The sequence below is a fragment of the Micromonospora sp. NPDC049801 genome (genome assembly GCF_040656575.1).
In the GTDB taxonomy this organism is placed as follows: Bacteria; Actinomycetota; Actinomycetes; order Mycobacteriales; family Micromonosporaceae; genus Micromonospora.
The window spans coordinates 258470-280478 of sequence record NZ_JBFAMS010000007.1 but is presented as its reverse complement, the minus strand read 5'-3'; the positions used below and the strand labels follow the sequence as shown (position 1 = coordinate 280478).

Below are 22009 nucleotides of genomic sequence, written 5' to 3'. Positions count from 1 at the left end.
CATGACCGACATCACCGAGACCGAGGTTGCCCCCGAGGCCACCGAGGCGCCGGCGCCCGTCGCCCGCGCGCCGCGTGGTGACCGCCCGATCCAGACCGTGGGTCGGCGCAAGGAGGCCATCGTCCGGGTCCGTATCGTTCCGGGCACCGGCAAGATCACCTGCAACGGCCGCGACCTTGAGGCCTACTTCCCGAGCAAGGTGCACCAGCAGCTCATCAAGGACCCGCTGGTCACCGCCGAGAAGCCCGAGGCGTTCGACGTCATCGCCAACCTGCGTGGCGGCGGCACCACCGGCCAGGCCGGTGCGCTGCGGCTGGCCATCGCCCGCGCGCTGATCGTCAACGAGCCGGACGACCGCCCGGCCCTCAAGAAGGCCGGCTTCCTCACCCGGGACGCCCGGGTCAAGGAGAGCAAGAAGTACGGCCTCAAGAAGGCCCGTAAGGCTCCCCAGTACTCGAAGCGCTGATCTTCTCCAGCGCGTTGTACTTCTGACGGACGGCCGGTCCGCCTCCCCCGACCGGGGAGGTGGACCGGCCGTTCCGCTTTCTCCTCATCGGCAGTTGCTCATCGGAGGTTGGCGGGTATGGGTCGGTTGTTCGGCACGGACGGCGTACGCGGGCGCGCGAACGCGGATCTCACGCCCGAGTTGGCGCTGGCGCTGGCCGTGGCCGCCGCGCACACACTCGCCGAGACGGACCGCAGTCACCCGCCGCTCGCCGTTGTCGGCCGGGACACCCGGGCCAGCGGCGAGATGCTGGAGGCCGCCGTCGTGGCCGGGCTGACCAGCGCCGGCGCGAACGTCGTACGCGTCGGTGTGCTGCCCACCCCGGCCGTGGCCTTCCTCACCGCCGAAGCCAAGGCCGACCTCGGCGTGGTGCTCTCCGCGTCACACAACCCCATGCCGGACAACGGCATCAAGCTCTTCGCCGCCGGTGGTCACAAGCTGCCCGACGAGATCGAGATGAAGATCGAGGCCGCGGTGGAGGCGAACGCCACCACCGCCTGGGACCGCCCGATCGGTGCCGGCGTCGGCCGGGTGCACGACCTGCTCGACGGCGCGGACCACTACGTGCAGCACCTGGTCGGCGCACTGCCGCACCGGCTGGACGGGATCAAGGTCGTCGTCGACTGCGCCAACGGCGCGGCGAGTGAGGTGGCTCCGGTCGCCTACCGGGAGGCCGGCGCCGAGGTCGTCGCGATCCACGCCGAGCCCGACGGCCTGAACATCAACGACGACTGCGGCTCCAACCACATCGAGGCCCTGCGTGAGGCCGTGGTGCAGCACGGCGCCCACCTGGGCATCGCCCACGACGGCGACGCCGACCGGATCGTGGCGGTCAGCGCCGACGGCGACGAGGTCGACGGCGACCAGGTCATGGCGATCCTGGCGCTGGCCATGCGGGAGGCCGGGACCCTCACCCAGGACACCCTGGTGGCGACCGTGATGAGCAACCTCGGTCTGCGGCTGGCGATGTCCGCGCAGGGCATCCGGCTGATCGAAACCAAGGTCGGCGACCGGTACGTCCTGGAGGAGCTGCGCGCGTCCGGCCTCGCGCTCGGCGGCGAGCAGAGCGGTCACATCGTCATGCCGGCCCACGCCACAACCGGCGACGGGGTCCTCACCGGTCTGCACCTGATGGCCCGGATGGCCGCCACCGGCCGGTCGCTCGCCGAGCTGGCCTCGGTGGTCACCAAGCTGCCGCAGGTGCTGATCAACGTGCCGGTCGGCGACCGGACCGTCGGGGCCAACGCACCGGCCGTCCGCGCCGAGGTCGAGCGGGCCGAGGCGGAACTGGGGGAGACCGGTCGGGTGCTGCTGCGCCCGTCGGGCACCGAGCCCCTGGTCCGGGTGATGGTCGAGGCCGCCACCGAGGCGATCGCCCGCGACGTCGCCGAGCGGATCGCCGCCCTGGTGCGTACGGCCAGCCCGGCCGCCTGAGACCATCCCGGGGCGATCTCACAACCGCAGTTGGCTCGCCCGCCCGTAGGTGTCGGCGGGGTCCTCGCCGTCGGTGAGATCGAGATCCTCGGTGACACGGCCGTCGGTCAGTCGGACCAGTCGGTCACAGCGCGCGGCGATGGCCTGATCATGGGTCGCCAGCAGGATGGTCATGCCGTGCCGGTCACGGAGGTCGAGCAGTAGGTCGAGGATCTGGCCGCCGGTGGTGGAGTCGAGGTTGCCGGTGGGCTCGTCCGCCAGCAGCAGGCCCGGTGCGCCCATGAGCGCCCGAGCGATGGCGACCCGTTGCTGCTGTCCGCCGGAGAGCTGGGCGGGCAGGGCGCGTTCCCGCCCGGCCAGGCCGACCGCGTCGAGCAGTTCCCGGGCACGTGCCGCGTGATCGGTCCGACCACGGCGGGGCAGGACCGGCGCGATCACGTTGTCCAGCACGGTGAGCGCGGGCAGCAGGTGGTAGCGCTGAAAGACGAACCCGACCCGCTGCCGGTAGCGGGCCAGCGCGGCACGCCGCAGCTCGCTCACCACCACACCGTCGGTGGTGATGGTGCCCTCGTCTGGCTGCTCGATCGCGCCGATGAGGTGCAGCAGCGTCGACTTCCCCGACCCGCTCGGCCCGGTCAGCGCCACCACCGAGCCCGCCGCGATGCTCAGCGACACGTCGTCGACCGCCGTGAGTCGGTCCGCGCCGACGCCGAACCGTCGGACCAGGTGGTCGACCGAGATCACGCTGCCGCTCTGCTCGCTCATTAGCTACTCCTCTGCCAGAAGTCGGGCGGGCCGTAGGCGCGGCAACAGAGCGGCGGGCACCAGCGCGGCGAGAGCGCTCACCAGCGCGCCCGCCAGCGCGACCAGCGCGGCCACCAGGATCAGCGCGCCGGGCAGGGCGCCGATCAGCCACGCCGCGCTGGCCAGGCCGACCGCCGCGCCGGTCGTCGACCCGACGAGCCCCAGCGTCAGCCCCTCGTAACCGACCAGCCGGCCCAGTTCGGCGTCGGTCCAGCCGATTGCCCGCAGGGTGGCCAGCTCGGCCGCCCGGTCGCGGATGTTCAGGTAGAGCACGTCCGCGACCGCCGCCGCGCCGAGCAGCACGGTGGCCACCGCGGCCACGGTGTCCGCGCCGCGCACGCTCAGTGAGACCACGTCGCCGAGCAGACTGCCGACGATCGCGCCCCGGAACGCCCAGGCAGCGGCGGTGACCAACGTCAGCGCGGCCACCCCGATGGCCAGCGCGCCGGCGCCGAGGAAGGTGCGTCCGGGGGTACGGGCCAGGTTCGCCAGCGCCATCCCGAGCAGGGTGCGGGGCCGGCGTACCCAACCGGCGGGAGCGACCATCGGGCGCAGGGCGGCGGCGGGGTGGGCGCGCGCGGCCCGCAGCGCCGGCACCAGGCCCGCGGCCAGCGCGAGCAGCAGGGCGATGGGTACGGCCAGAGCCGACCGCCGCCAGTCGACATCGATGCCGAGGGTTGTTCCGAGCGGCACCGCGAGGGTCAGCGACAGCAGGCCGGCGATGAGCCCGAGGAGGGCCACCTCGCCCAGGATCAGCGCCGCGATGCGGCGGACCGGCCAGCCGAGGCAGGAGAGCACCGCCAGTTCGGAGCGTCGGTCCCGGACTGCGGCGCTGACCGCGTTGCCGAGGAACAGGACGCAGACCACCAGCACCAGGAGGAAAAGCACCAGGCTCTTGCGGTCCACCGCCTGGGTGATGATCGAGGCGACGCCGAGCGCCGACCAGTTCTCGGTCAGCCGTAGCGTCGGCCGACCGAACGTGCCGGCGGGCAGCTCCACCGTCTGCGGCGCGGCCGACGAGCCGAGGGTGATGTCGACGTCCAGTCCGGTGCGCGCCGCGATCTGCTCGGCGACCAACCGGACCCGCTCGGCCGAACGTTCGGTGTACCCGCCCACGTCGGCCACCCGTACCCGGATCGCGCTGATCGGGGCCTTGGCCTGTGGGCTGCCGGTACCCGCGAGGAGGGTCGGCAGGCTGCCGAGGTTGGTGATCAGCAGCGGTGGGGCGGAGAGGTATCCGGCCGGGTTGCCGCTGGGCGCGAGTGGCTGACCGCCCAGCGCCGCGCGGCTGCGCTCGTCGGCGCCCTGCGCGACGGGCGCCTGATAGGTCTGCAGCGGCAGGTGGCCGAGGTCGGCGAAGCCGGTCAGCCGACTCGGGTCGAAGACACCCGTGGCCCGCCAGTACCGGAAGGTGGTGTTCCCGGCGGCGGCCAGCAGCAGCGGCCGCACCGACCGCGAACCGCTGTCGTCGGCGAGCCAGGGGCGGGGCATCGGGTTGTACGCCGTCTCCCGGCCGTACGCGGTGGGTGCGCCGGGTGGCTGCGGACGGGCCCGCAGGCTGCCGTCGGCCAGACGGTCGTACTGCACGTCGGCCGACTGCACGATGGCCTGCAACTGGCCCACGCAACACCCGGTCGGGGACAGCTCCTCGGTGAGCATCGTCTGGTGGCCGGCGGTGAGGTCGGTTCGGGCGGACCCGGCTGGCGCCCCGACCGGGCGGCTCAGGGTCTTCTCCAGGTCGATCGCCGGCACGCCCACCGGACTGGCCGAGAGCCGGGTGAAGGTGGCCGACAGTGCCTCGTCGATGAAGGGCCGGTTGGTGACGAGGACCGGCACCTGCAGGTTCTCCGTGCTGCCGGCCCGTTCGACGGCGACGGTGTCGTCCGGGCGGACGGCCCGGCCGGTGACCACGGCGTCGTCGAGGCCGACCAGACGTTCCTCGGCGGCCGGGTCGACAGCGGCCAGGAGGAACGGCACGGTCAGGTCGTACGCCATCACCAGCCGGTCGGCCGGCGCCGAGGTGCCGTCCCGATCGCTCGCCAGCGCGTAGGGCTGGCCCCGGAACCGGCCGTCGGGCAACAGTTGCACGGCGTGCAGCGACCACGCCTCCCGCTCGGAGTAGGTGCCGGGGTTGCCGAGCAGGGCGTACTGGGGATCGCAGATGGGCAGGCTGCGGCCGTCCGGCTGCACCTCCCGGGGGGCCGGTCCGCAGGCCTCCGGCCAGGGGTAGGAGTTCCCGTCGGAGTAGGGGACCGATTCGCTGCCGAGTCCCCCGTCGAGCCGGGGGAAGATCAACGGTTTCTTGGTCACGTAGACGTACCGGGGCTTGCCCCGCGCGCTGGAGAGACCGCGTTCGGCGTGGAAGGTGGGGGCGACCCGGATGACCTGATGATCGAGTGAGCGGTCGACGGCCCCGGTGAGGTCGATCGGCGTCGGCAGCAGCGTGGTGGAATAGCCCAGCATCGCGATCGGGGCCGCCACCTCGATGCCGGGGACGGCCGCCACCTGCTCGTACTGCTGGGTGGTGATGCCGCCGAAGAGCCCGGAGAGATAGTTGGGGCGGACCAGCCCGCGCTCGGCTTCCAGCGGGGTGCGGGTGCCCTTCGGGCGCACCAGGATCTCGTAGGCGACCTGGGTGTTGCGCTCGACCGTGCCGTTGACATCCAGGCGGGAGGTGGTGGTGGCACCGGTCAGGACCACAAAACCGGTGGTGGCCACCAGCACTCCGACCAGCAGTGCCACCGACCGCCCCGCACGGCCGCGTAGCTGTCGCCAGATGAAGCCGAGCATCGCGCCTCCCCGTGTGCCGTCTCCCACTCTGCGCGATACATTGTGACAATGCAAGACCGGTACCGGAGGTGACATGGCGATCCAGCACGCCGTCCTCGCCCTGCTCGCTGGTGGCCCCAGCCACGGCTACCAGCTCAAGGGAGCGTTCGAGGCCGCCGTCGGCCCGCAGTGGGGGCCGCTGAACATCGGCCACCTCTACCAGATCCTCGACCGGCTCTCCCGGGACGAACTGGTCGTCGCCGAACGGCAGCCCCAGCCGATCAAGCCGGACCGGGTCGTCTACGAGATCACCCCGGCCGGGCGCGCGGAGCTGGCGCGGTGGCTGGGCGAGCCGAGCCCGCGCAGCGGCGGATTCCGGGACGACTTCTTCCTCAAGGTCACCGCCGCCGCCCGGTCCGGGTCCGCGGTCACCGTTCGTGCCGTGCTGAGCAACCAGCGCGGGCACCTGCTGCGCGAGTTGCGCAATCTGGACGGCCTCCGGCGGACCGCCGACGATCCGGTGGTCGGGTTGCTGCTCACCGCGGCGAGCCGGCACGTGACCGCCGACCTGTCCTTCGTGGACGACGCCGAGGCGGCGCTGCTCGGCGATGAGGGCCAGTTGCTCACCCGACTGACGTCCGCCACCTCGGATCAGTCGGCGACCGATCCGGACGCGACCGGCTCCGGGCCGGTCAGCGGGTCAGCGCGCGCAGCCGGGTGACCGCCTCGGCCAGCACCTCCGGGCGCTTGCAGAACGCGAACCGGACCAGCCGCCGGCCGGCCTCAACGTCGTCGTAGAAGACCTGGGTGGGCACCGCCACGACGCCGCAGCGCTCCGGCAGCGACCGGCAGAACTCCATCCCGTCGGTGCCGCCGAGCGCGGTGACGTCGGCGGTCACGAAGTACGTGCCCTCCGGCGTCAGCACGTCGAACCCGGCGTCCGTGAGGCCGCCGATGAGCTGGTCGCGCCGCTGCTGGAGCCCGTCGCGGAAGCCCGTGTAGTAGTCGTCGGTCAGGGCCAGCGCCACGGCGACCGCCGGTTGCAGCGGCGCGGCGTTGACGTAGGTGAGGAACTGCTTCACCCGCAGCACCGCCGAGACCAGCGCCGCCGGGCCGCTCACCCAGCCGATCTTCCAGCCCGTGCAGGAGAACGTCTTGCCGGCCGACGAGATGCGCAGCGTCCGCTCCCGCATCCCGGGCAGCGACGCCAGCGGCACCTGCGCGCTGGACGCGTCCGTGAACACCAGGTGCTCGTACACCTCGTCGGTGACCGCGTACGCGCCGAACTCCTGGCACAACTCGGCCACCAGCGCCAGCTCGGCCGGCGTGAACACCTTGCCGGTCGGGTTGTGCGGCGAGTTCAGCAGCACCAGCCGGGTACGCGGCCCGAACGCCGCCCGCAGCGCCGCCGGATCGAAGGCGTACCGGCCGTCCGCGCCGGGACGCAGCGTGACCGGCCGCCGGACCGCGCCGGCCAGCGCGATCGAAGCGGCGTACGAGTCGTAGTACGGCTCGAAGCAGACCACCTCGTCGCCCGGTTCGCAGAGAGCGAGGATGCTGGCCGCCACCGCCTCGGTCGCGCCCGCCGTGATCACGATCTCGCCGTCCGGGTCGTACGCCAGGTCGTAGAACCGACGCTGGTGCGCCGCGACGGCCGCGCGCAGGGCGGGGATCCCCGGACCGGGCGGGTACTGGTTCTGCCCGCCGCGCAGCGCCTCGACGGCGGCGGCCAGCATCTCCGGCGGGCCGTCCGTGTCCGGGAAGCCCTGGCCGAGGTTGACCGCCCCGGTCCGGACGGCGAGGGCGGACATCTCGGCGAAGATCGTCGTACCGAACGGCCGCATCCGGGCCACCAGCGGGTCGACATCGGTGCTCGTCGTCACCTGCGCCAGCCTACGGTCACCCGCTGACCCGACTCCAGCCTCACTCGGGCTCACAACTGGTGGCCCAGGTCCCCTGGGTCTTGTTCGTCACGGGCTTTCCGGCGCCGGTGACCGTGACGGTGCAGCCGATCGGCCTCTCACCGTCATCGGACCACCTGGCCTCGACCATGACCCGACTCTGGCCGTTGGTGCGGATGGTCATGCGCCAGGGCAGTTTCGCGCCGTCGATGTGGATGAGATCGCTCTCGGCGTCGAAGTACGCGATGTCCGCCCGGCCCACTCCGGTGACCTCGTAGACCACCGTCACGGGGGCCGGACCCGACGTCGGGCGCGTGATCGGCTTCTTGGTGGGCCCCGTCGTGGGGGTGTCGGGCACGGTGGGCGGCTCGGGCGCGATGCTCGGCGGCCAGGTGTCGTCGCCGAAGGGGTCGCTGTCGTACGGGTCCTCGGCGACCGTGTCCGGGACAAGCCGGCTGAGCAGTGACCCGGACACGCAGAAGCATCCGCACCCGAGGAGGGCGAGCGCCACGACGACCGCGACGACGATCCCGACGACCCGGCCGGCCCCGCCGCCCGGCCGGGCGGGCGGCGGATAGCCGGGATAGAGGTACGGCGGTGGATAGCCGGGCGGTGGATAGCCGGGCGGTGGATAGCCGGGCGGTGGGTAGCCGGGTACCGGGTAACCCGGCGGGTAGCCGGCCGACGGCTGTTCCGGGGGCGGCGGCCAGGCGCCGGTTCCGGCGGCGTCGGGCGTACCCGGAACGCTGGTGGGATCGGGCGTCCACGGCGCGGACGGGGGCGGCGGGGTCCAGGCCGGTGGGGGCGCCCAGGGCTGGCCCGGCGTCAACGGATCCGGCGTCGGGAAGGCGTCCGGCGCGGACCAGCCGGACGGCGGGTTCGTCGGCGGCGGCGCAGCCGTCGGGTCCGGCGGCGGCGGGGCGGGGTCCGGAGGTGGCGTCGGGGACGACTCGGGTGGCGGCGCGTCGGACATGGCTGCTCCGGGCGGGAGTGGGTAAGGGGTCGAGGAGTCAGCGGAGCGTGCGCCGAACCCGCCGGAAGACTGTCGTACGCGCCGGTCGTCCCGCAACCCCGTCCGGTCCCGCGCACGCCGGCCCGGCTCGTGACGCTCGTCCCGTTGCGGCCCACCAACGACCGATCGCTCAAATTCGGTGCTTGTTTAGCCGTCTTTCGAGCACCCATGATGAGCGAAACTGGGTTAGGCTGCGGGCCATGTGTGGAATCGTGGGATACGCCGGCGCGCGCCCGGCGCTGAGCATCGTGCTCGACGGGCTGCGACGGCTGGAATATCGGGGCTACGACTCGGCCGGCGTCGCCATCGTCTGCGACGACCAGCTCCTGACCGAGAAGAAGGCCGGCAAGCTCGCCAACCTCGAAAAGGTGCTCTCCGAGCGTGCCGCCGACGACCCGACCTCCTGCGCGGCCAGTCCGATCGGCATCGGTGACGGCACCACCGGCATCGGGCACACCCGGTGGGCCACCCACGGCGGGCCGACCGACCGCAACGCCCACCCGCACGTCGCGCCCGACGGCCGCGTCGCGGTGATCCACAACGGCATCATCGAGAACTTCGCCCGGCTCCGCGCCGAGTTGGAGGCCGACGGCGTCCAGTTCACCAGCGACACCGACACCGAGTGCGCCGCGCACCTGCTCTCCGCCGCCCTGGCCGACCTGCGCGCCGCCGGCCAGCCGGACGGCCCGCAGCTGCTCGCCGCCGGCATGCGTGTCGTGTGCCAGCGACTGGAGGGCGCGTTCACCCTGCTCGCGGTCGACGCCTCGGTGCCCGGTGCCGTCGTCGGCGCCCGGCGCAACTCGCCGCTGGTCGTCGGGCGCGGCGACGGCGAGAACTACCTGGCCAGCGATGTGGCCGCGTTCATCGAGCACACCCGCGAGGCGGTGGAGCTGGGTCAGGACCAGATCGTCCTGATCACCGGCGACAGCATCGAGATCACCGATTTCGACGGTCAGCCCGCCAGCGGCAAGGACTTCCACATCGACTGGGACTCGTCCGCCGCCGAGAAGGGCGGTTACGACTGGTTCATGCTCAAGGAGATCGAGGAGCAGCCGCAGGCGATCGCCGACACCCTGCTCGGCCGACTCACCGAGAGCGGCGAGATCGCCCTGGACGAGGTCCGCCTCAGCGACCAGGATCTGCGCGACGTCGACAAGATCTTCATCGTGGCCTGCGGCACCGCGTACCACGCCGGCCTGGTCGCCAAGTACGCCATCGAGCACTGGACCCGGATCCCGTGCGAGGTGGAGCTGGCCAGCGAGTTCCGCTACCGCGACCCGGTGCTCGACCGGTCCACGCTCATCGTGGTGATCTCGCAGTCCGGCGAGACGATGGACACCCTGATGGCCCTGCGGCACGCCAAGGAGCAGAAGGCCCGGGTGCTTGCCATCTGCAACACCAACGGCTCCACCATCCCCCGCGAGTCCGACGCCGTGCTCTACACCCACGGTGGGCCGGAGATCGCCGTCGCCTCCACCAAGGCGTTCCTCACCCAGGTCGTCGCCTGTTACCTGATCGGCCTGCACCTGGCCCAGGTACGCGGCATCAAGTTCGCCGACGAGGTCGGCGCGGTCGTGGCCCAGCTACAGGAGATGCCGGGCAAGCTGCGCGAGCTGCTGGACCGCATCGAGCCGGTCCGCGAGCTGGCCCGCGAGCTGAAGTCCGAGCCGACGGTGCTGTTCATCGGCCGGCACGTCGGCTACCCGGTGGCCCTCGAAGGCGCGCTCAAGCTCAAGGAGCTGGCGTACATGCACGCCGAGGGCTTCGCTGCCGGCGAGCTGAAGCACGGCCCCATCGCCCTGATCGACAAGGGCACCCCGGTGATCTGCGTGGTGCCCTCCCCGGTGGGGCGCGGGATGCTGCACGACAAGGTCGTCTCCAACATCCAGGAGGTCCGGGCGCGTGGCGCGCGGACCATCGTGATCGCGGAGGAGGGCGACGAGGCCGTCGTCCGGTACGCCGACCACCTGATCTACGTGCCGCGTACGCCCACCCTGCTCGCCCCGCTCGTCACCACCGTGCCGCTCCAGGTGTTCGCCGCCGAGATCGCCGCGGCTCGGGGGCACGACGTGGACCAACCCCGCAACCTGGCCAAGTCGGTCACCGTCGAGTAGTCGCCAGCCACGCCCCGGAGCCCCGGCCGCGCCGCACCCGCGGTGGCCGGGGCTCCGTCGTCGGCGTCGCGTCCGGTGGCTCGTCGGCGGCCCGGTCCCGTCACCGGCCCAGTACGACGCGGGCCATCCCGTCCAGCGCCGGGTTGTCCGGCTCCCAGTAGCCGGCGTGCCCACCCCGGCCGCTGCGGAACACCCGGCCGCCGAACCCGGCATCGGCCGGGTCGTGACCGAACCACAGCTCGTGACCGGTGCGATCCGGCCAACCCAGCACCGCGGCGAGCGGAGCCGCGCCCAACAGCGCCGGGCGACCCAGCTCGTCCACCGGCCGGGCCAGGCGGATCACGTCGTCGGGTGCCCTGCTGGCCCACACCTGCCCGGCCGGGACGCCCAGTTCGTCGGCGTGCGCCACGCCCACCCCGGGCGAACCGACGAACATCAGCGCGTCGGCCGCCAGCCCGTGCTCCCGGGCGGCCACCCCCACCACCAGCGACCCGTAGCTGTGCCCGAGCACCGTCTGCCGGGCCGGCGGACCCTCGTGGGTGGCGCGCAGCCCCTCCTGGAAACGGTGCAGCGCCGGCCCGGCGTCCCGGGCCTGGCCGGCGGACGCCGCCTCGGTCAGGAAGTCCGGAGCGTCGTAGTCCAGCCACAGCACGGCCGCGCTGCGCTGACCCGGCGCGAGCGTCGCGCAGCGCTCCAGCACCCGGGCGGCCCGACCCAGCTCGCCGGGGGCGTCGTCCAGCCCGGCGGTCATCCCCGGCACGTACGTCAGCACCCGATCGGCGTGGTCCGGGTCGTCGAGCGCCACCACCACCCGCCCCTCACCGGCCGGGTCCAGCCCCAGCAGGTACGCCCGCGGCGTCCCGCCGGCAAGCCGCTCGGTGAGCGCGTCCAGGCCGGCCAACCGTGCGGCCAGCGCGCGCAGTCGCACCGACGCCAGCGGTCCCGGCGGCACCCGGACCGACAATCGCCGCCGCTCGGCCAGCAACTCGTCGCGCCGCGCGCCGAGCAGCAGGCGGTTGGCCTGGTCGCGGGCCGCCACCGGTACCCCGTCCAGGGCGCCGACCAGCGCCGGTTCGTGCCCGACCAGCCAGCGCCGCTGGGCCGGCGTCAACCCGGACCACCAGGCGCGTACAACCGACGGCGACGCCCCGGTGGCCGGCCGGCCGGGCGGTGCCGGGGACGCCCAGCCGGTGCCGGCCGCACGGGCCAGCTCCGCCAACCGGTCGGCGGCGGCCCGATCCGCCGCGTCGGCCCGCTCGACCGCCGCGCGTACGGCCGCCGCCACTCCCGCCACCGCGACTCCGACCGCCGACCCCGCCGCCGTGCCGGCTGCCGACCCCGCCGCCGTGCCGGCCCTCGTACCCGCCGGTGGCCCGGCTGCCGCCGTGCCGGCTCCGACGGGATGCGCGGGGTCCACCGGAGCCGCCCGCACACCACCGGCTCGGTCCACGGTCAGGCCGGCCGCCTCGGCCCGGGTGACCGCCTCGGCGAGCTGGGCCCTCGCCACGGCGAGCTGCCGGGCCAACTCGGCCAGCGTCTGGTCGGCCTCGATCAGCGCCGGCGTCACCGACGTCAGCTCGTCGGCAAGACCGGCGAGCCGGGCGTCGGCCGCCGTGGCCGCCGCACCGGACCAGTCACCGCGCAGCCGCCCGGCCGTCCCGGCCAGCTCGTCGGCGTGCCGGTGGACCGGGCCGGTCAGCCCGGCCCAGGCCGATCCGGCCGCCCGCCAGCCGGCCGGATCGGCGGCCCAGAGCTGCCGGTAGCCGACCCCGCTCACCGGGGCACGGTGACGAACCGGCCGGCGGCCCGGTCGTCCACCGTCTCGTACGCCTCGGCCGCCCCGCGGATGCCATCGGCGGTCACCGCCACGGCTGTGCCCAGCCGGCAGAACCAGGCGTGTCCGGCCGCCTCCAGCCCCGCCAGCGCCGTGGCCGTCCGCCAACCCGGGGCCGGCACCAGCAGCCCCGGCACCCGCGCCAGACCCCACGCCAACCGGTACGCCTCGTCGTCGAGCGCGCCGGCCTCCGCGCGCAGCTCCTGCGGCCGGACGGTGAACGGCTCCTCGGTCATGACCCCACCCCCGTGTCGGATCGGCATCGACGCGGTGAACGCTAGGCAGAGCCGGGCCGCGCCGAGGTGCCCTGTGGACGGCGGACTGCGGTCGTACCCCGGTCTGTCCACAGGCGTTGCCCACCGCGGGCCCGACGGCTAATCTGCCGCCCCCGCCGCCGGTAGGGTGGTCTGGTGATCGTCGCTGTCGGCCTCGACGTCGTCCTGGTGGACCGGTTCACCCGGTCCCTGGCGCGGACGCCGCTGCTCGCCGACCGGCTCTTCACCGGGCCGGAGCGGGTCACCCGTTCCGGCGGTCCCCGCTCGCCGGAGTCGTTGGCCGCCCGCTTCGCCGCGAAGGAGGCCGTCGCCAAGGCCCTCGGCGCTCCCGCCGGCCTGCGGTGGCACGACTGCGAGATCGTGCCCGACACCGATGGCCGGCCGTGGCTGAGCGTCTCGGGAACCGTCGCGGCGGTGGCCGCCGAGCGTGGTATCAACCACTGGCACCTGTCGCTCTCGCACGACGGTGGCATCGCCTCGGCGATGGTGGTCGCGGAACGGTGACGTCGGCCGGGTGGGCCGTGCCGGCCAGCCCGCGGAACGGATGGGACACGGTGACATGAGACCGGTGTGGCGGGTGGGCGACGTACGGGCCGCCGAGGCGGGGCTGATGGGCACGCTGCCGGAGGGGACGCTGATGCAGCGCGCCGCCGCCGGGCTGGCCCGCCGGGCCGCCCTGCTGCTCGCCGAGCGCGGCGGCGTGTACGGCGGCCGGGTGCTGCTGCTCGTGGGCTCGGGCGACAACGGCGGCGACGCGCTCTACGCCGGAGAGCGGCTGGCCCGCCGGGGCGTCGAGGTCTCCGCCCTGCTGCTCACTCCCGGCCGGGCGCACGTGGCCGGGTTGGCCGCGCTGCGGGCCGCCGGTGGCCGGCTGGTCGACCGCCCCGCCGGCCCCGTCGACCTGGTCCTCGACGGCATCGTCGGGATCGGCGGCACGGGTGGGTTGCGGGCGAACGCGGACGAGGTCGTCCAGGGGCTGGGCGACCTGCGCGGGCGCGACGGCCAGCGGGCCACCGTTTTGGCCGTGGACGTGCCGAGCGGGGTCGCGGTGGACACCGGGCACGTGCCGCTGTCCGCGTCCGGCCGGCCCACCGCCGTCCGCGCCGACGTGACCGTCGCCTTCGGCGCGCTCAAGCCCGCCCTGGTGGTCGGGCCGGCCGCCGCGTTGGCGGGGCAGGTCGAGCTGGTCGACATCGGGTTGGAGCCCTGGCTGCGGGGCACCCCCGCGCTGAACGTCACCGACTGGTCCGACCTTCAGCGGTGGTGGCCCGAGCTGGGCGCCGCGTCGGAGAAGTACACCCGGGGTGTGGTGGGGGTGGCGACCGGCTCGGCGACGTACCCGGGCGCGGCGGTGCTCTCCGTCGGCGGTGCGCTCGCCGGGCCGACCGGCCTGGTCCGGTACGCCGGTGGGGCCCGCGACGAGGTGCTGCGCCAGCACCCCTCGGTGATCGCCACGCCCCGGGTGGCCGATGCCGGCCGCGTGCAGGCGTGGGTGTGCGGCTCGGGGTTGGGCACCGGAGACGAGGCGGCGGCCGAGCTGCGGGCCGTCCTGGCGACACCGGTGCCGGTGGTGCTCGACGCGGACGCGTTGACCCTGCTGGTCGACGGTTCACTCGCCGACCGGCTGCGCGGCCGGGACGCGCCGATCGTCGTCACCCCGCACGACCGGGAGTTCACCCGGCTGTGCGGGGAGGAGCCGGGCGCCGACCGCGTCGGGTCCGCGCTGCGACTGGCCGCCTGGATGAACGCGGTGGTGCTGCTCAAGGGGGACCGCACGGTGATCGGCACGCCGGACGGCCGGGCGTACGTCAACCCCACCGGCACCCCGGCGCTGGCCACCGGCGGCACCGGCGACGTGCTGGCCGGGCTGCTCGGCTCGCTGCTGGCGGCCGGGGTGCCGGCGGATCGGGCGGCGGCCGGGGCCGCGTACCTGCACGGGCTGGCCGGTCGGGAGGCGGCCCGCGGCGGCCCGGTGACCGCGCCCGACGTGGTGACCGCGCTGCGCCCGGTCGTCGCCCGGCTGGGCTGATCGTCCCGAACCGACCCGACCGGTGCGGCGGGCCGAGCGTCGCCGCCCACGGTGATCAGGCTGGAAAGTAGGCTGGGCGCATGTGGCAGGCCGAGGTACGTGTCGATCTTGACGCGATCCGCGAGAACGTGAGCCGGCTCCGCTCCGGCACCACCGCCGAGCTGATGGCGGTGGTGAAGGCCGACGGGTACGGCCACGGCATGCTCCCGGCCGCCCGCGCGGCGCTCGACGCGGGGGCCGACTGGCTCGGCGTCTGCACCCTCGACGAGGCGCTCACGCTGCGCCGGAACGGGATCACCGCGCCCGTGCTGGCGTGGCTGCTCGCGCCTGGGCTGCCGCTGCACGAGGGTGTCAGCGCCGGGGTCGATCTCGGTGCCGCCAGCGTGCCGCAGCTCGACGAGATGATCGAGGCGAGCCGGCGTGCCGAGCGCCCCGCCCGCCTGCACCTGAAGATCGACACCGGGTTGTCGCGGGGCGGCGCCACCGTCGCCGACTGGCCGGCCCTGCTCGACGCCGCCGCGAAGGCCCAGGCCGACGGCCTGGTCGAGGTGGTCGGTGTGTGGAGCCACTTCGTGTACGCCGACCTGCCCGGCCACCCGACCACCGACCGGCAGCTCGCCGTCTTCCACGAGGGACTGGCCATGGTCGAGCGGGCCGGGCTGCGCCCCCGGTGGCGGCACCTGGCCAACTCGGCGGCCACCCTGACCCGCCCCGACACGCACTTCGACCTGGTCCGTCCCGGGCTGGCTATCTACGGCCTGTCCCCGGTGGCCGGCGAGACGTACGGGCTGCGTCCGGCGATGACCGCTCGCGCCCGGGTGATGCTCACCAAGCGGGTGCCCGCCGGGACCGGCGTCTCCTACGGCCACACCTACACCACCGAGTCGGACGCGAACCTGGCCGTGGTGCCGCTCGGGTACGCCGACGGTGTGCCCCGGCACGCCTCCAACACCGGCCCCGTACAGCTCGCCGGCGCGCGGCGGACGATCTCCGGACGCGTCTGCATGGACCAGTTCGTGCTCGACTGCGGCGACGACCCGGTGGCCGACGGTGACGTGGCGACCCTCTTCGGCAGCGGCGCCGACGGCGAGCCGACGGCCGACGACTGGGCCGAGGCGGTCGGCACGATCAACTACGAGATCGTCACCCGGTTCGGCAGCACCCGGGTGCCGCGCGTCTACGACGGTGAGCGCCCCTGATGGCGTACCGCATCCCGCGCCCGCGGACCGCGGCCGGCCGCGTCGCCGGCCTGGTCGGGGCCGCGGTCGGGGTGGCGGCGGCCGGTCTGGCCGCCGGCGTCGCGACCGAACGCACCCTGGTCCGCCGGCTGAAGACCGACCCGACCGACCGCTACGCCCAGGAGACGTTCGGCGAACAGAGGTACGACGAGGCGTTCCGGCTGGAGCTGCCGGACGGCACCGACATCCACGTCGAGGTGGTCGAGCCGACCCGTCCGGTGCCGGGGCACCCGACGGTGGTGCTGGTGCACGGGTTCTGCCTGGACATGGGCACCTTCCACTTCCAGCGCGAGATGTTGGCCGCGCGTGGCGACTATCGGATCGTGGCGTACGACCAGCCCGGTCACGGCCAGTCCGGTCGCTTGGAGACCGGCGAGTACGACCTGGCCGTGCTCGGCCGGACACTGCGCCGGGTGATCGACCGGGTCGCCCCGGAGGGGCCACTGGTGCTGGTCGGCCACTCGATGGGCGGCATGACCATCATGGCGTTCGCCGAGCTGTTCCCGGAGCTGTTCGGTGACCGGGTGGTGGGCACGGTGCTGATGGCCACGTCGGGCGGTCTCGTCGCGGAGACCAAGTTGGTCGCCCCGGCGCTGCTGGGCCGGGTCGGTGGTCCGGTGCTCTACATGGTCAGCAACGCCACGCGGTACGGCGGTCCGGTGATCGACAGGGCCCGCAAGTCGACCTCGAACGTGGCCTGGTTGCTGACCCGCAAGTACGGCTTCGGCACCCGCAAGCCCAGCCCTCGGCTGGTGTCCTACGTGGAGACCATGAACTCCCGGACCTCGGCCGACACGGTGACCCGCTACCTGCGGACCCTCGCCACACACTCGCGCTTCCCGGCGCTGGCGGCGCTGGCGAACGCGCCGGTGCTGGTGGTCGTCGGCGACAAGGACATGATCACGCCGGTGACCCACTCCGAGGAGATCGTCCGGCGGCTGCCGCACGCCGAGTTCATCAAGATCAAAGACAGTGGTCACGTGGTGATGCTGGAGCACGCCGACGAGGTCAACGCCGCGCTGGAGCGGTTCCTCGAATCACTGGAGAGCATGGAGGACCGGTGAGTTTCGTCGTCAAACTGCCGACCGTCGAGGACACTCGGGAGTTCGGCCGCCGGTTGGCCGGGCTGCTGCGGGCCGGTGACCTGGTGCTGTTGACCGGCCCGCTGGGCGCCGGCAAGACCGCGCTCACCCAGGGCATCGGTGCCGGGCTCAACGTCCTCGGGGACGTGACCTCGCCGACGTTCGTGATCGCCCGGGTGCACCGGCCCGATCCGGCCCGGGGCGGTCGGGTGGCCCTCGTGCACGCCGACGCGTACCGGCTGGGCGCCGCCAGCGACCCCCGCGCCGAGATCGACGACCTGGACCTGGATGCCTCGGTGGACGCGTCGGTGACCGTCGTGGAGTGGGGCGAGGGCCTGGTGGAGCAGTTGGTCGACGCGCACCTGCGGGTCCGTATCGACCGCCGCGACGACGACACCCGAGTCGTCGAGCTGGATCCGGTCGGTGGTGACTGGGCTCGGCGGTTGGCCGAGCTGGGTTAGGGCGCGGCGCTGTCGGACGTGATGCTTAGAGTGCGGGGGACCGACCCGCGCTGGAAGAGGTTTCTGATGCCCGACGATGCCCCCGCCCTGGATCTGCTGGCGCTGCTGCCGGAGCAGTGGCGTGCCGTGCTCACCCCGCACCTCGACCCGGCCCGCACGGCCGCGCTGGCGGATTTCGTCGCCCGGGAGTACGCGACGCAGACCGTCTTCCCGCCGCTGGAGGACCTCTTCTCGGCGTACCGACTCTGCCCGCCGGAGGCCACCCGGGTGCTGATCCTCGGGCAGGACCCCTACCACCGGGCCGGTCAGGCGCACGGGCTGAGCTTCAGCGTCCGCGAGGGCGTGTCGGTGCCGCCCTCGCTGCGCAACGTCTTCAAGGAGCTGGGCGAGGACGTGGGGGTGCCCAAGCCGCGCAGCGGCAACCTGGACGGTTGGGCGGCGCAGGGCGTGCTGCTGCTCAACGCGGTGCTGACCGTCCGTCAGGCCACCCCCGGCTCGCATGCGAACGCCGGCTGGGAGGAGTTCACCGACGCCACCATCCGGGCGCTGGACGCCCTGCCGGACCGGGTGGTCTTCCTACTCTGGGGCGGCTACGCCCGCAAGAAGGCCGGCCTGGTCACCAACTCTCGGCACGTCGTGCTGGAGGCCGGCCACCCGAGCCCGATGAACCCGCGCGGCTTCCTGGGCAGCCGCCCGTTCAGCGCGGCCAACAAGGCCCTCGCCGACGCCGGCCGTCCCACCATCGACTGGGAGCGCACCGCCGACTGACCTCAGCCTGGCCTGGCCTGGCCTGGCCCGGGTTCGGCGCCGGCTGGCCTGCTCCGGGTTCGGCGCCGGCTGGCCGGGTCCGGTCAGCTTTCCGGGGCGCGGCGCCGGGCCCGGTAGCGGCGCAGCAGGTCGGCGGCCCGCGGCTCGGTCAACTCCAGCTCGACCAGCGGCACCACCTGATAATCGCGGCCACCGTGGCGTACCTCGATCGTCTCGGGCAACTCGTCGCACATGGTCGCCCTGATCTCGCCGTACCGGGTCGACCAACGGTGTTCGCCCGGCTCTTCCGGCTCCAACCACACCCCGCCGAACTCGCCCCACCGGGCGTTCCACCGCTGGCCGTAGTTTGCCTCCAGCCAGCCGGTGAACCGTTTCGAGTCCTGCCAGCGGAGGGCGATCTCGACGGCGTCCACCGGCACCGGCGCGCCCTGCAACAGCGCCGCCGTGCTACCGGTGAGCACCTGCGGAAAGTCGGTCAGTCGGTCCAGCGTCTCGTTGAGGCCCAGTTCGTCGATGCGTTCGCCGACCGGGCGGGCGGCCAGTTCGTCGATGCGAGCGTCGAGATGCGCGTCCAGCGGTTCGACCCCGACCACCAGCTGCACGTCCATCGCGGTGAACAACCGCTCCAGCACCGGGACGCTCGGCGCGCGTTCGCCGCGTTCGATCCGGGCCACGGCCGCCTGGCTGACCTCGGCGAGTCCCGCGAGCTGGCGCTGGCTCAGCTCGCGTCGCTGGCGTTGTTGTCGCAGCACGGCGCCGAGGAGGGTGACGAGGCGAGTCGATGGCATCCCGGCATGCTGGCCCAGCATCAGACGCTCGCGGTAGCTCTGCGGCGGATTCACGACTCGCGGTCTTGCAAGCCGGGATCAGCATGGTCGGGGCCGCGTCGCTGAGCGGCGGCGGTATTGCTGATGAGAGTGATGCCTGTGAGTCATCTTGATGACTCACAGGCATCACTCTCATCAGGATGGTGTCGCCGTCGCCGTCGCCGTCGCCGTCGCCGTCGCCGTCGCCGTCGCCGTCGCCGTCGCCGTCGCCGTCGCCGTCGCCGTCGCCGTCGCCGTCGCCGCGGTCGGGAAGACGCGTGGCGTGGCGTCGCGGTCGGGAAGACGCGTGGCGTGGCGTGGCGGTCGGGAAGGCGCACGGCGTGGCGTGAGGGTCGGTGAGGGTCGGGAAGGCGCACGGCGGCGGGGTGGCGTGGCGAGGGGTGGAGTCGCGGCGCTGCTCGTCCGCCGGTAGGCCCGGTGGTGGCCGAGGGGCGGGGCGTCACGGGCGGGCGGTGGCGGGGCCGCTAGGCTGGCTAACCGTGCTCGTACTCGTGGTGGACAGCTCGACCCCCGCGGTGACCGCAGCGTTGGTGGAGATCTCGGCGGACGGCGTCACGTCCCGGGCGCACCGGTGCACGGTCGATGCCCGCGCGCACGGTGAACTGCTCGCGCCTCAGGTGGACGCGGTCCTTGCCGACGCCGGCGCGCGCCCGCGTGACCTGGGCGCGATAGTCGCCGGGCTCGGCCCCGGGCCGTTCACCGGGCTGCGGGTCGGCCTGGTCACCGCCGCCACGATGGGGCAGGTGCTCGGCATTCCGACGTACGGCGTCTGTTCCCTGGACGCCATCGGCCACCCGGCGGCTGCCGGCGAGCCGGTGCTGGCAGCCAGCGACGCCCGCCGCAAGGAGCTGTACTGGGCTGTCTACGACGGGGCCGGCCAGCGGGTCGTCGGGCCCGAGGTGTCCTCGCCGGCGGTGGCCGCCGCCCGCGCCCGTGAGCTGGGCGCGACGGTCGCGGTCGGCGACGGAGCACACCGGTACGCCGAGGCTCTGGACCTGCCGGTCCGGGTCGAACCGCGCTACCCGGAGGCCACCGTGCTGGCGCTGCTCGCCGCCGAGCGGATCCGGGCCGGCGCGCCCGGCGAGCGACTCACCCCGCTCTACCTGCGCCGTCCCGACGCCGTGGCGGCCACCGGCCGCAAACCGGTCCTCCCGTGACGTCGGTACGGCTGGAACGGTTCCGCTGGTGGCACGTCGACGAGGCGATGCCGATCGAGGCGGACCTGTTCGGCGCCGGGCAGTGGTCGCCCTCCATGTTCTGGAACGAGCTGGCCAACGGGCACCACTACCGGGTCGCGACCGACAGCGACGGAGCGGTGCTCGGCTACGCCGGGCTCGCCGGCGCCCCACCGGACGAGGTGTGGGTGCAGGTCATCGCCGTCCGGCGGGACGTCCAGCGACGTGGCGTCGGCCGCGTCCTGTTGGAGGAACTGCTCGCCGAGGCGAACCGTCGGGGCGCCCGCAGCACCCTGCTGGAGGTGGCCGTGGACAACGCCCCCGCCCAGCGCCTCTACGCGACGTACGGGTTCGAGCCGATCGGGGTGCGTCGCGGCTACTACCAACCGAGCAACACCGACGCGCTGGTCATGCGGCGCGACGCCGAGCCGACCGGGGACGGACCACACGACCATGGCTGACGAACCGCTGATCCTGGGCATCGAGACCTCGTGCGACGAGACCGGCGTCGGCATCGTACGCGGGCACACCCTGCTGGCTGACGCGCTCGCGTCCAGCGTCGAGGAGCACGCCCGTTTCGGGGGCGTGGTGCCGGAGGTGGCCAGCCGGGCCCACCTCGAAGCCATCGTGCCGACCATGCAGCGGGCGCTCACCGACGCTGGCGTCACCCTCGCCGACATCGACGCCATCGCGGTCACCTCCGGGCCGGGTCTGGCCGGCGCGCTGCTCGTCGGCGTCGCCGCCGCCAAGGGGTACGCCCTCGCCGCCGAGAAGCCGGTGTACGGCGTCAACCACCTCGCCGCGCACGTGGCGGTGGACACCCTGGAACACGGCCCACTGCCCGAACCGGCCATCGCCCTGCTGGTCTCCGGCGGGCACTCGTCCCTGTTGCTGGTCGACGACCTGGCCCGGGGTGTCACCCCGCTCGGCGCCACCATCGACGACGCGGCCGGTGAGGCGTTCGACAAGGTGGCCCGGCTGCTCGGGTTGCCGTTCCCGGGCGGTCCGCCCATCGACCGTGAGGCCCGGGCGGGTGACGCCGCCTCCATCGCCTTCCCGCGTGGCCTGACCGCCGCGAAGGACCTGGCGGCCCACCGGTACGACTTCTCGTTCTCCGGTCTGAAGACGGCCGTGGCCCGCTGGGTGGAGGCGCGGCAACGCGCCGGTGAGCCGGTGCCGGTCGCCGACGTGGCCGCGTCCTTCCAGGAGGCGGTCTGCGACGTGCTGACCAACAAGGCCATCGCCGCCTGCCGGGCGCAGGGCATCGACACCCTGGTGATCGGTGGGGGAGTGGCCGCGAACTCCCGGCTGCGGGCGTTGGCCGAGGAGCGGGCCGAGAAGTACGGCATCCGGGTCCGGGTGCCGCGGCCGAAGCTGTGCACCGACAACGGGGCGATGGTGGCCGCGCTCGGATCGCACCTGGTCGCCGCCGGGGTCGCGCCGAGCCGGCTGGATCTGCCGGCCGACTCGGCGCTGCCGTTGACCACGGTCAGCGTGTGACGGGGACGCCGGAGATGATCGTGCGGATGTGGGAGGCGCGCGCCGAGGCGTACGGCGTCGCCGACCTGATCACCTGGGTGTGCGACACCGCCCTGCCCGAGTTGGAGCACGACCCGCTGCACGTGTCGAGCGAGGTCTTCTCGTCCACCGACCACCGCGTCGTGGTCATCTCGAAGTGGCGCAGCAACCCGCGTCCGCTGCCCGATCCGCCCGCCCTGCTGGTGGCCCGCGCCCCGCACTCCTGGGACTTCACCCAGGTCGACCGCTGACTCCGGGCCACC

At 73.7% G+C, this 22009-nt stretch carries 21 protein-coding genes; 14 read left to right on the top strand and 7 right to left on the bottom strand.

Features of this window, described 5'->3' with window-relative positions; all coding sequences use genetic code 11:
* Position 1: 1 nt before the first annotated feature.
* Both rpsI and glmM read left to right on the top strand, forming a co-directional pair.
* Entirely contained in the window at positions 2-466 is a 465-nt protein-coding gene (gene rpsI / locus AB0I89_RS15830; protein ID WP_355050719.1) for a 30S ribosomal protein S9, read from the top strand.
* A gap of 117 nt (positions 467-583) precedes the next feature.
* Complete coding sequence (gene glmM / locus AB0I89_RS15825; protein ID WP_357126402.1) at positions 584-1939, top strand: phosphoglucosamine mutase; 1356 nt, start codon at positions 584-586, stop codon at positions 1937-1939.
* Between the two features lie 18 nt (positions 1940-1957).
* On the opposite strand, the gene AB0I89_RS15820 is transcribed toward glmM, so the two are convergent.
* Together AB0I89_RS15820 and AB0I89_RS15815 are read right to left on the bottom strand one after the other, a co-directional pair.
* Positions 1958-2704, bottom strand: coding sequence for an ABC transporter ATP-binding protein (locus AB0I89_RS15820; RefSeq protein WP_357126399.1), 747 nt, complete (start codon positions 2702-2704; stop codon positions 1958-1960).
* A gap of 3 nt (positions 2705-2707) precedes the next feature.
* The gene (locus AB0I89_RS15815) at positions 2708-5533 is read right to left on the bottom strand and encodes an ABC transporter permease (protein WP_357126396.1); all 2826 of its coding nucleotides are present in this window, start codon (positions 5531-5533) and stop codon (positions 2708-2710) included.
* 73 nt (positions 5534-5606) lie between these two features.
* Here AB0I89_RS15815 and AB0I89_RS15810 point away from each other — a divergent pair, with 73 nt between their 5' ends.
* A complete protein-coding gene (locus tag AB0I89_RS15810) occupies positions 5607-6233 on the top strand; it encodes a PadR family transcriptional regulator (RefSeq protein ID WP_357126393.1) in 627 nt (208 codons plus the stop codon).
* On the opposite strand, the gene AB0I89_RS15805 is transcribed toward AB0I89_RS15810, so the two are convergent.
* On the bottom strand, positions 6205-7356 hold the full coding sequence (locus AB0I89_RS15805; protein ID WP_357126592.1) for a pyridoxal phosphate-dependent aminotransferase: 1152 nt from the start codon (positions 7354-7356) through the stop codon (positions 6205-6207). The two genes, AB0I89_RS15810 and AB0I89_RS15805, sit on opposite strands and share 29 nt — an antisense overlap.
* 79 nt (positions 7357-7435) lie before the next feature.
* A complete protein-coding gene (locus AB0I89_RS15800; protein WP_357126390.1) occupies positions 7436-8386 on the bottom strand; it encodes an MmpS family transport accessory protein in 951 nt (316 codons plus the stop codon).
* A gap of 239 nt (positions 8387-8625) precedes the next feature.
* Between AB0I89_RS15800 and glmS the strand changes: the two genes are divergently transcribed.
* Positions 8626-10539 (top strand): glutamine--fructose-6-phosphate transaminase (isomerizing), encoded by a 1914-nt coding sequence (gene glmS, locus AB0I89_RS15795; RefSeq protein ID WP_355050715.1) that lies wholly within the window; start codon positions 8626-8628, stop codon positions 10537-10539.
* Positions 10540-10639: 100 nt separating this feature from the next.
* Here glmS and AB0I89_RS15790 read toward each other — a convergent pair whose 3' ends face one another.
* Positions 10640-12316 carry an alpha/beta hydrolase gene (locus tag AB0I89_RS15790; RefSeq protein WP_357126386.1) on the bottom strand — a complete coding sequence of 559 codons (1677 nt, stop codon included), beginning with the start codon at positions 12314-12316 and terminating at the stop codon, positions 10640-10642.
* On the bottom strand, positions 12313-12609 hold the full coding sequence (locus AB0I89_RS15785; protein WP_357126383.1) for a hypothetical protein: 297 nt from the start codon (positions 12607-12609) through the stop codon (positions 12313-12315). The genes AB0I89_RS15790 and AB0I89_RS15785 overlap by 4 nt, the downstream gene beginning before the upstream one ends.
* A 174-nt stretch (positions 12610-12783) precedes the next feature.
* On the opposite strand from AB0I89_RS15785, the gene AB0I89_RS15780 reads away from it, so the two are divergent.
* The 6 genes from AB0I89_RS15780 to ung all read left to right on the top strand — a co-directional run bounded on the left by AB0I89_RS15780 (position 12784) and on the right by ung (position 18226).
* Entirely contained in the window at positions 12784-13152 is a 369-nt protein-coding gene (locus AB0I89_RS15780) for a holo-ACP synthase (protein ID WP_357126380.1), read from the top strand.
* A gap of 55 nt (positions 13153-13207) precedes the next feature.
* Positions 13208-14677 (top strand): NAD(P)H-hydrate dehydratase, encoded by a 1470-nt coding sequence (locus AB0I89_RS15775; RefSeq protein WP_357126377.1) that lies wholly within the window; start codon positions 13208-13210, stop codon positions 14675-14677.
* Positions 14678-14757: 80 nt separating this feature from the next.
* A complete protein-coding gene (gene alr / locus AB0I89_RS15770) occupies positions 14758-15876 on the top strand; it encodes an alanine racemase (RefSeq protein ID WP_357126375.1) in 1119 nt (372 codons plus the stop codon).
* Positions 15876-16979 (top strand): alpha/beta hydrolase, encoded by a 1104-nt coding sequence (locus AB0I89_RS15765; RefSeq protein WP_357126372.1) that lies wholly within the window; start codon positions 15876-15878, stop codon positions 16977-16979. The genes alr and AB0I89_RS15765 overlap by 1 nt, the downstream gene beginning before the upstream one ends.
* A complete protein-coding gene (gene tsaE / locus AB0I89_RS15760; protein WP_357126369.1) occupies positions 16976-17458 on the top strand; it encodes a tRNA (adenosine(37)-N6)-threonylcarbamoyltransferase complex ATPase subunit type 1 TsaE in 483 nt (160 codons plus the stop codon). Before AB0I89_RS15765 ends, tsaE begins: the two co-directional genes overlap by 4 nt.
* 66 nt (positions 17459-17524) lie before the next feature.
* A complete protein-coding gene (gene ung, locus AB0I89_RS15755) occupies positions 17525-18226 on the top strand; it encodes a uracil-DNA glycosylase (protein ID WP_357126366.1) in 702 nt (233 codons plus the stop codon).
* Positions 18227-18309: 83 nt separating this feature from the next.
* Here ung and AB0I89_RS15750 read toward each other — a convergent pair whose 3' ends face one another.
* The gene (locus AB0I89_RS15750) at positions 18310-19014 is read right to left on the bottom strand and encodes a helix-turn-helix transcriptional regulator (RefSeq protein ID WP_357126363.1); all 705 of its coding nucleotides are present in this window, start codon (positions 19012-19014) and stop codon (positions 18310-18312) included.
* Between the two features lie 518 nt (positions 19015-19532).
* Here AB0I89_RS15750 and tsaB point away from each other — a divergent pair.
* The 4 genes from tsaB to AB0I89_RS15730 are packed head-to-tail and all read left to right on the top strand — an operon-like array spanning position 19533 to position 21997.
* Positions 19533-20210 carry a tRNA (adenosine(37)-N6)-threonylcarbamoyltransferase complex dimerization subunit type 1 TsaB gene (tsaB, locus tag AB0I89_RS15745; protein ID WP_357126360.1) on the top strand — a complete coding sequence of 226 codons (678 nt, stop codon included), beginning with the start codon at positions 19533-19535 and terminating at the stop codon, positions 20208-20210.
* Positions 20207-20689 carry a ribosomal protein S18-alanine N-acetyltransferase gene (gene rimI / locus AB0I89_RS15740; protein ID WP_357126357.1) on the top strand — a complete coding sequence of 161 codons (483 nt, stop codon included), beginning with the start codon at positions 20207-20209 and terminating at the stop codon, positions 20687-20689. Before tsaB ends, rimI begins: the two co-directional genes overlap by 4 nt.
* Positions 20682-21728: a tRNA (adenosine(37)-N6)-threonylcarbamoyltransferase complex transferase subunit TsaD gene (gene tsaD, locus AB0I89_RS15735; protein ID WP_357126354.1), complete on the top strand. Its 1047-nt coding sequence runs from the start codon at positions 20682-20684 to the stop codon at positions 21726-21728. The genes rimI and tsaD overlap by 8 nt, the downstream gene beginning before the upstream one ends.
* Before the next feature lie 14 nt (positions 21729-21742).
* Positions 21743-21997, top strand: coding sequence for a hypothetical protein (locus tag AB0I89_RS15730; protein ID WP_053660576.1), 255 nt, complete (start codon positions 21743-21745; stop codon positions 21995-21997).
* Positions 21998-22009: the final 12 nt, after the last annotated feature.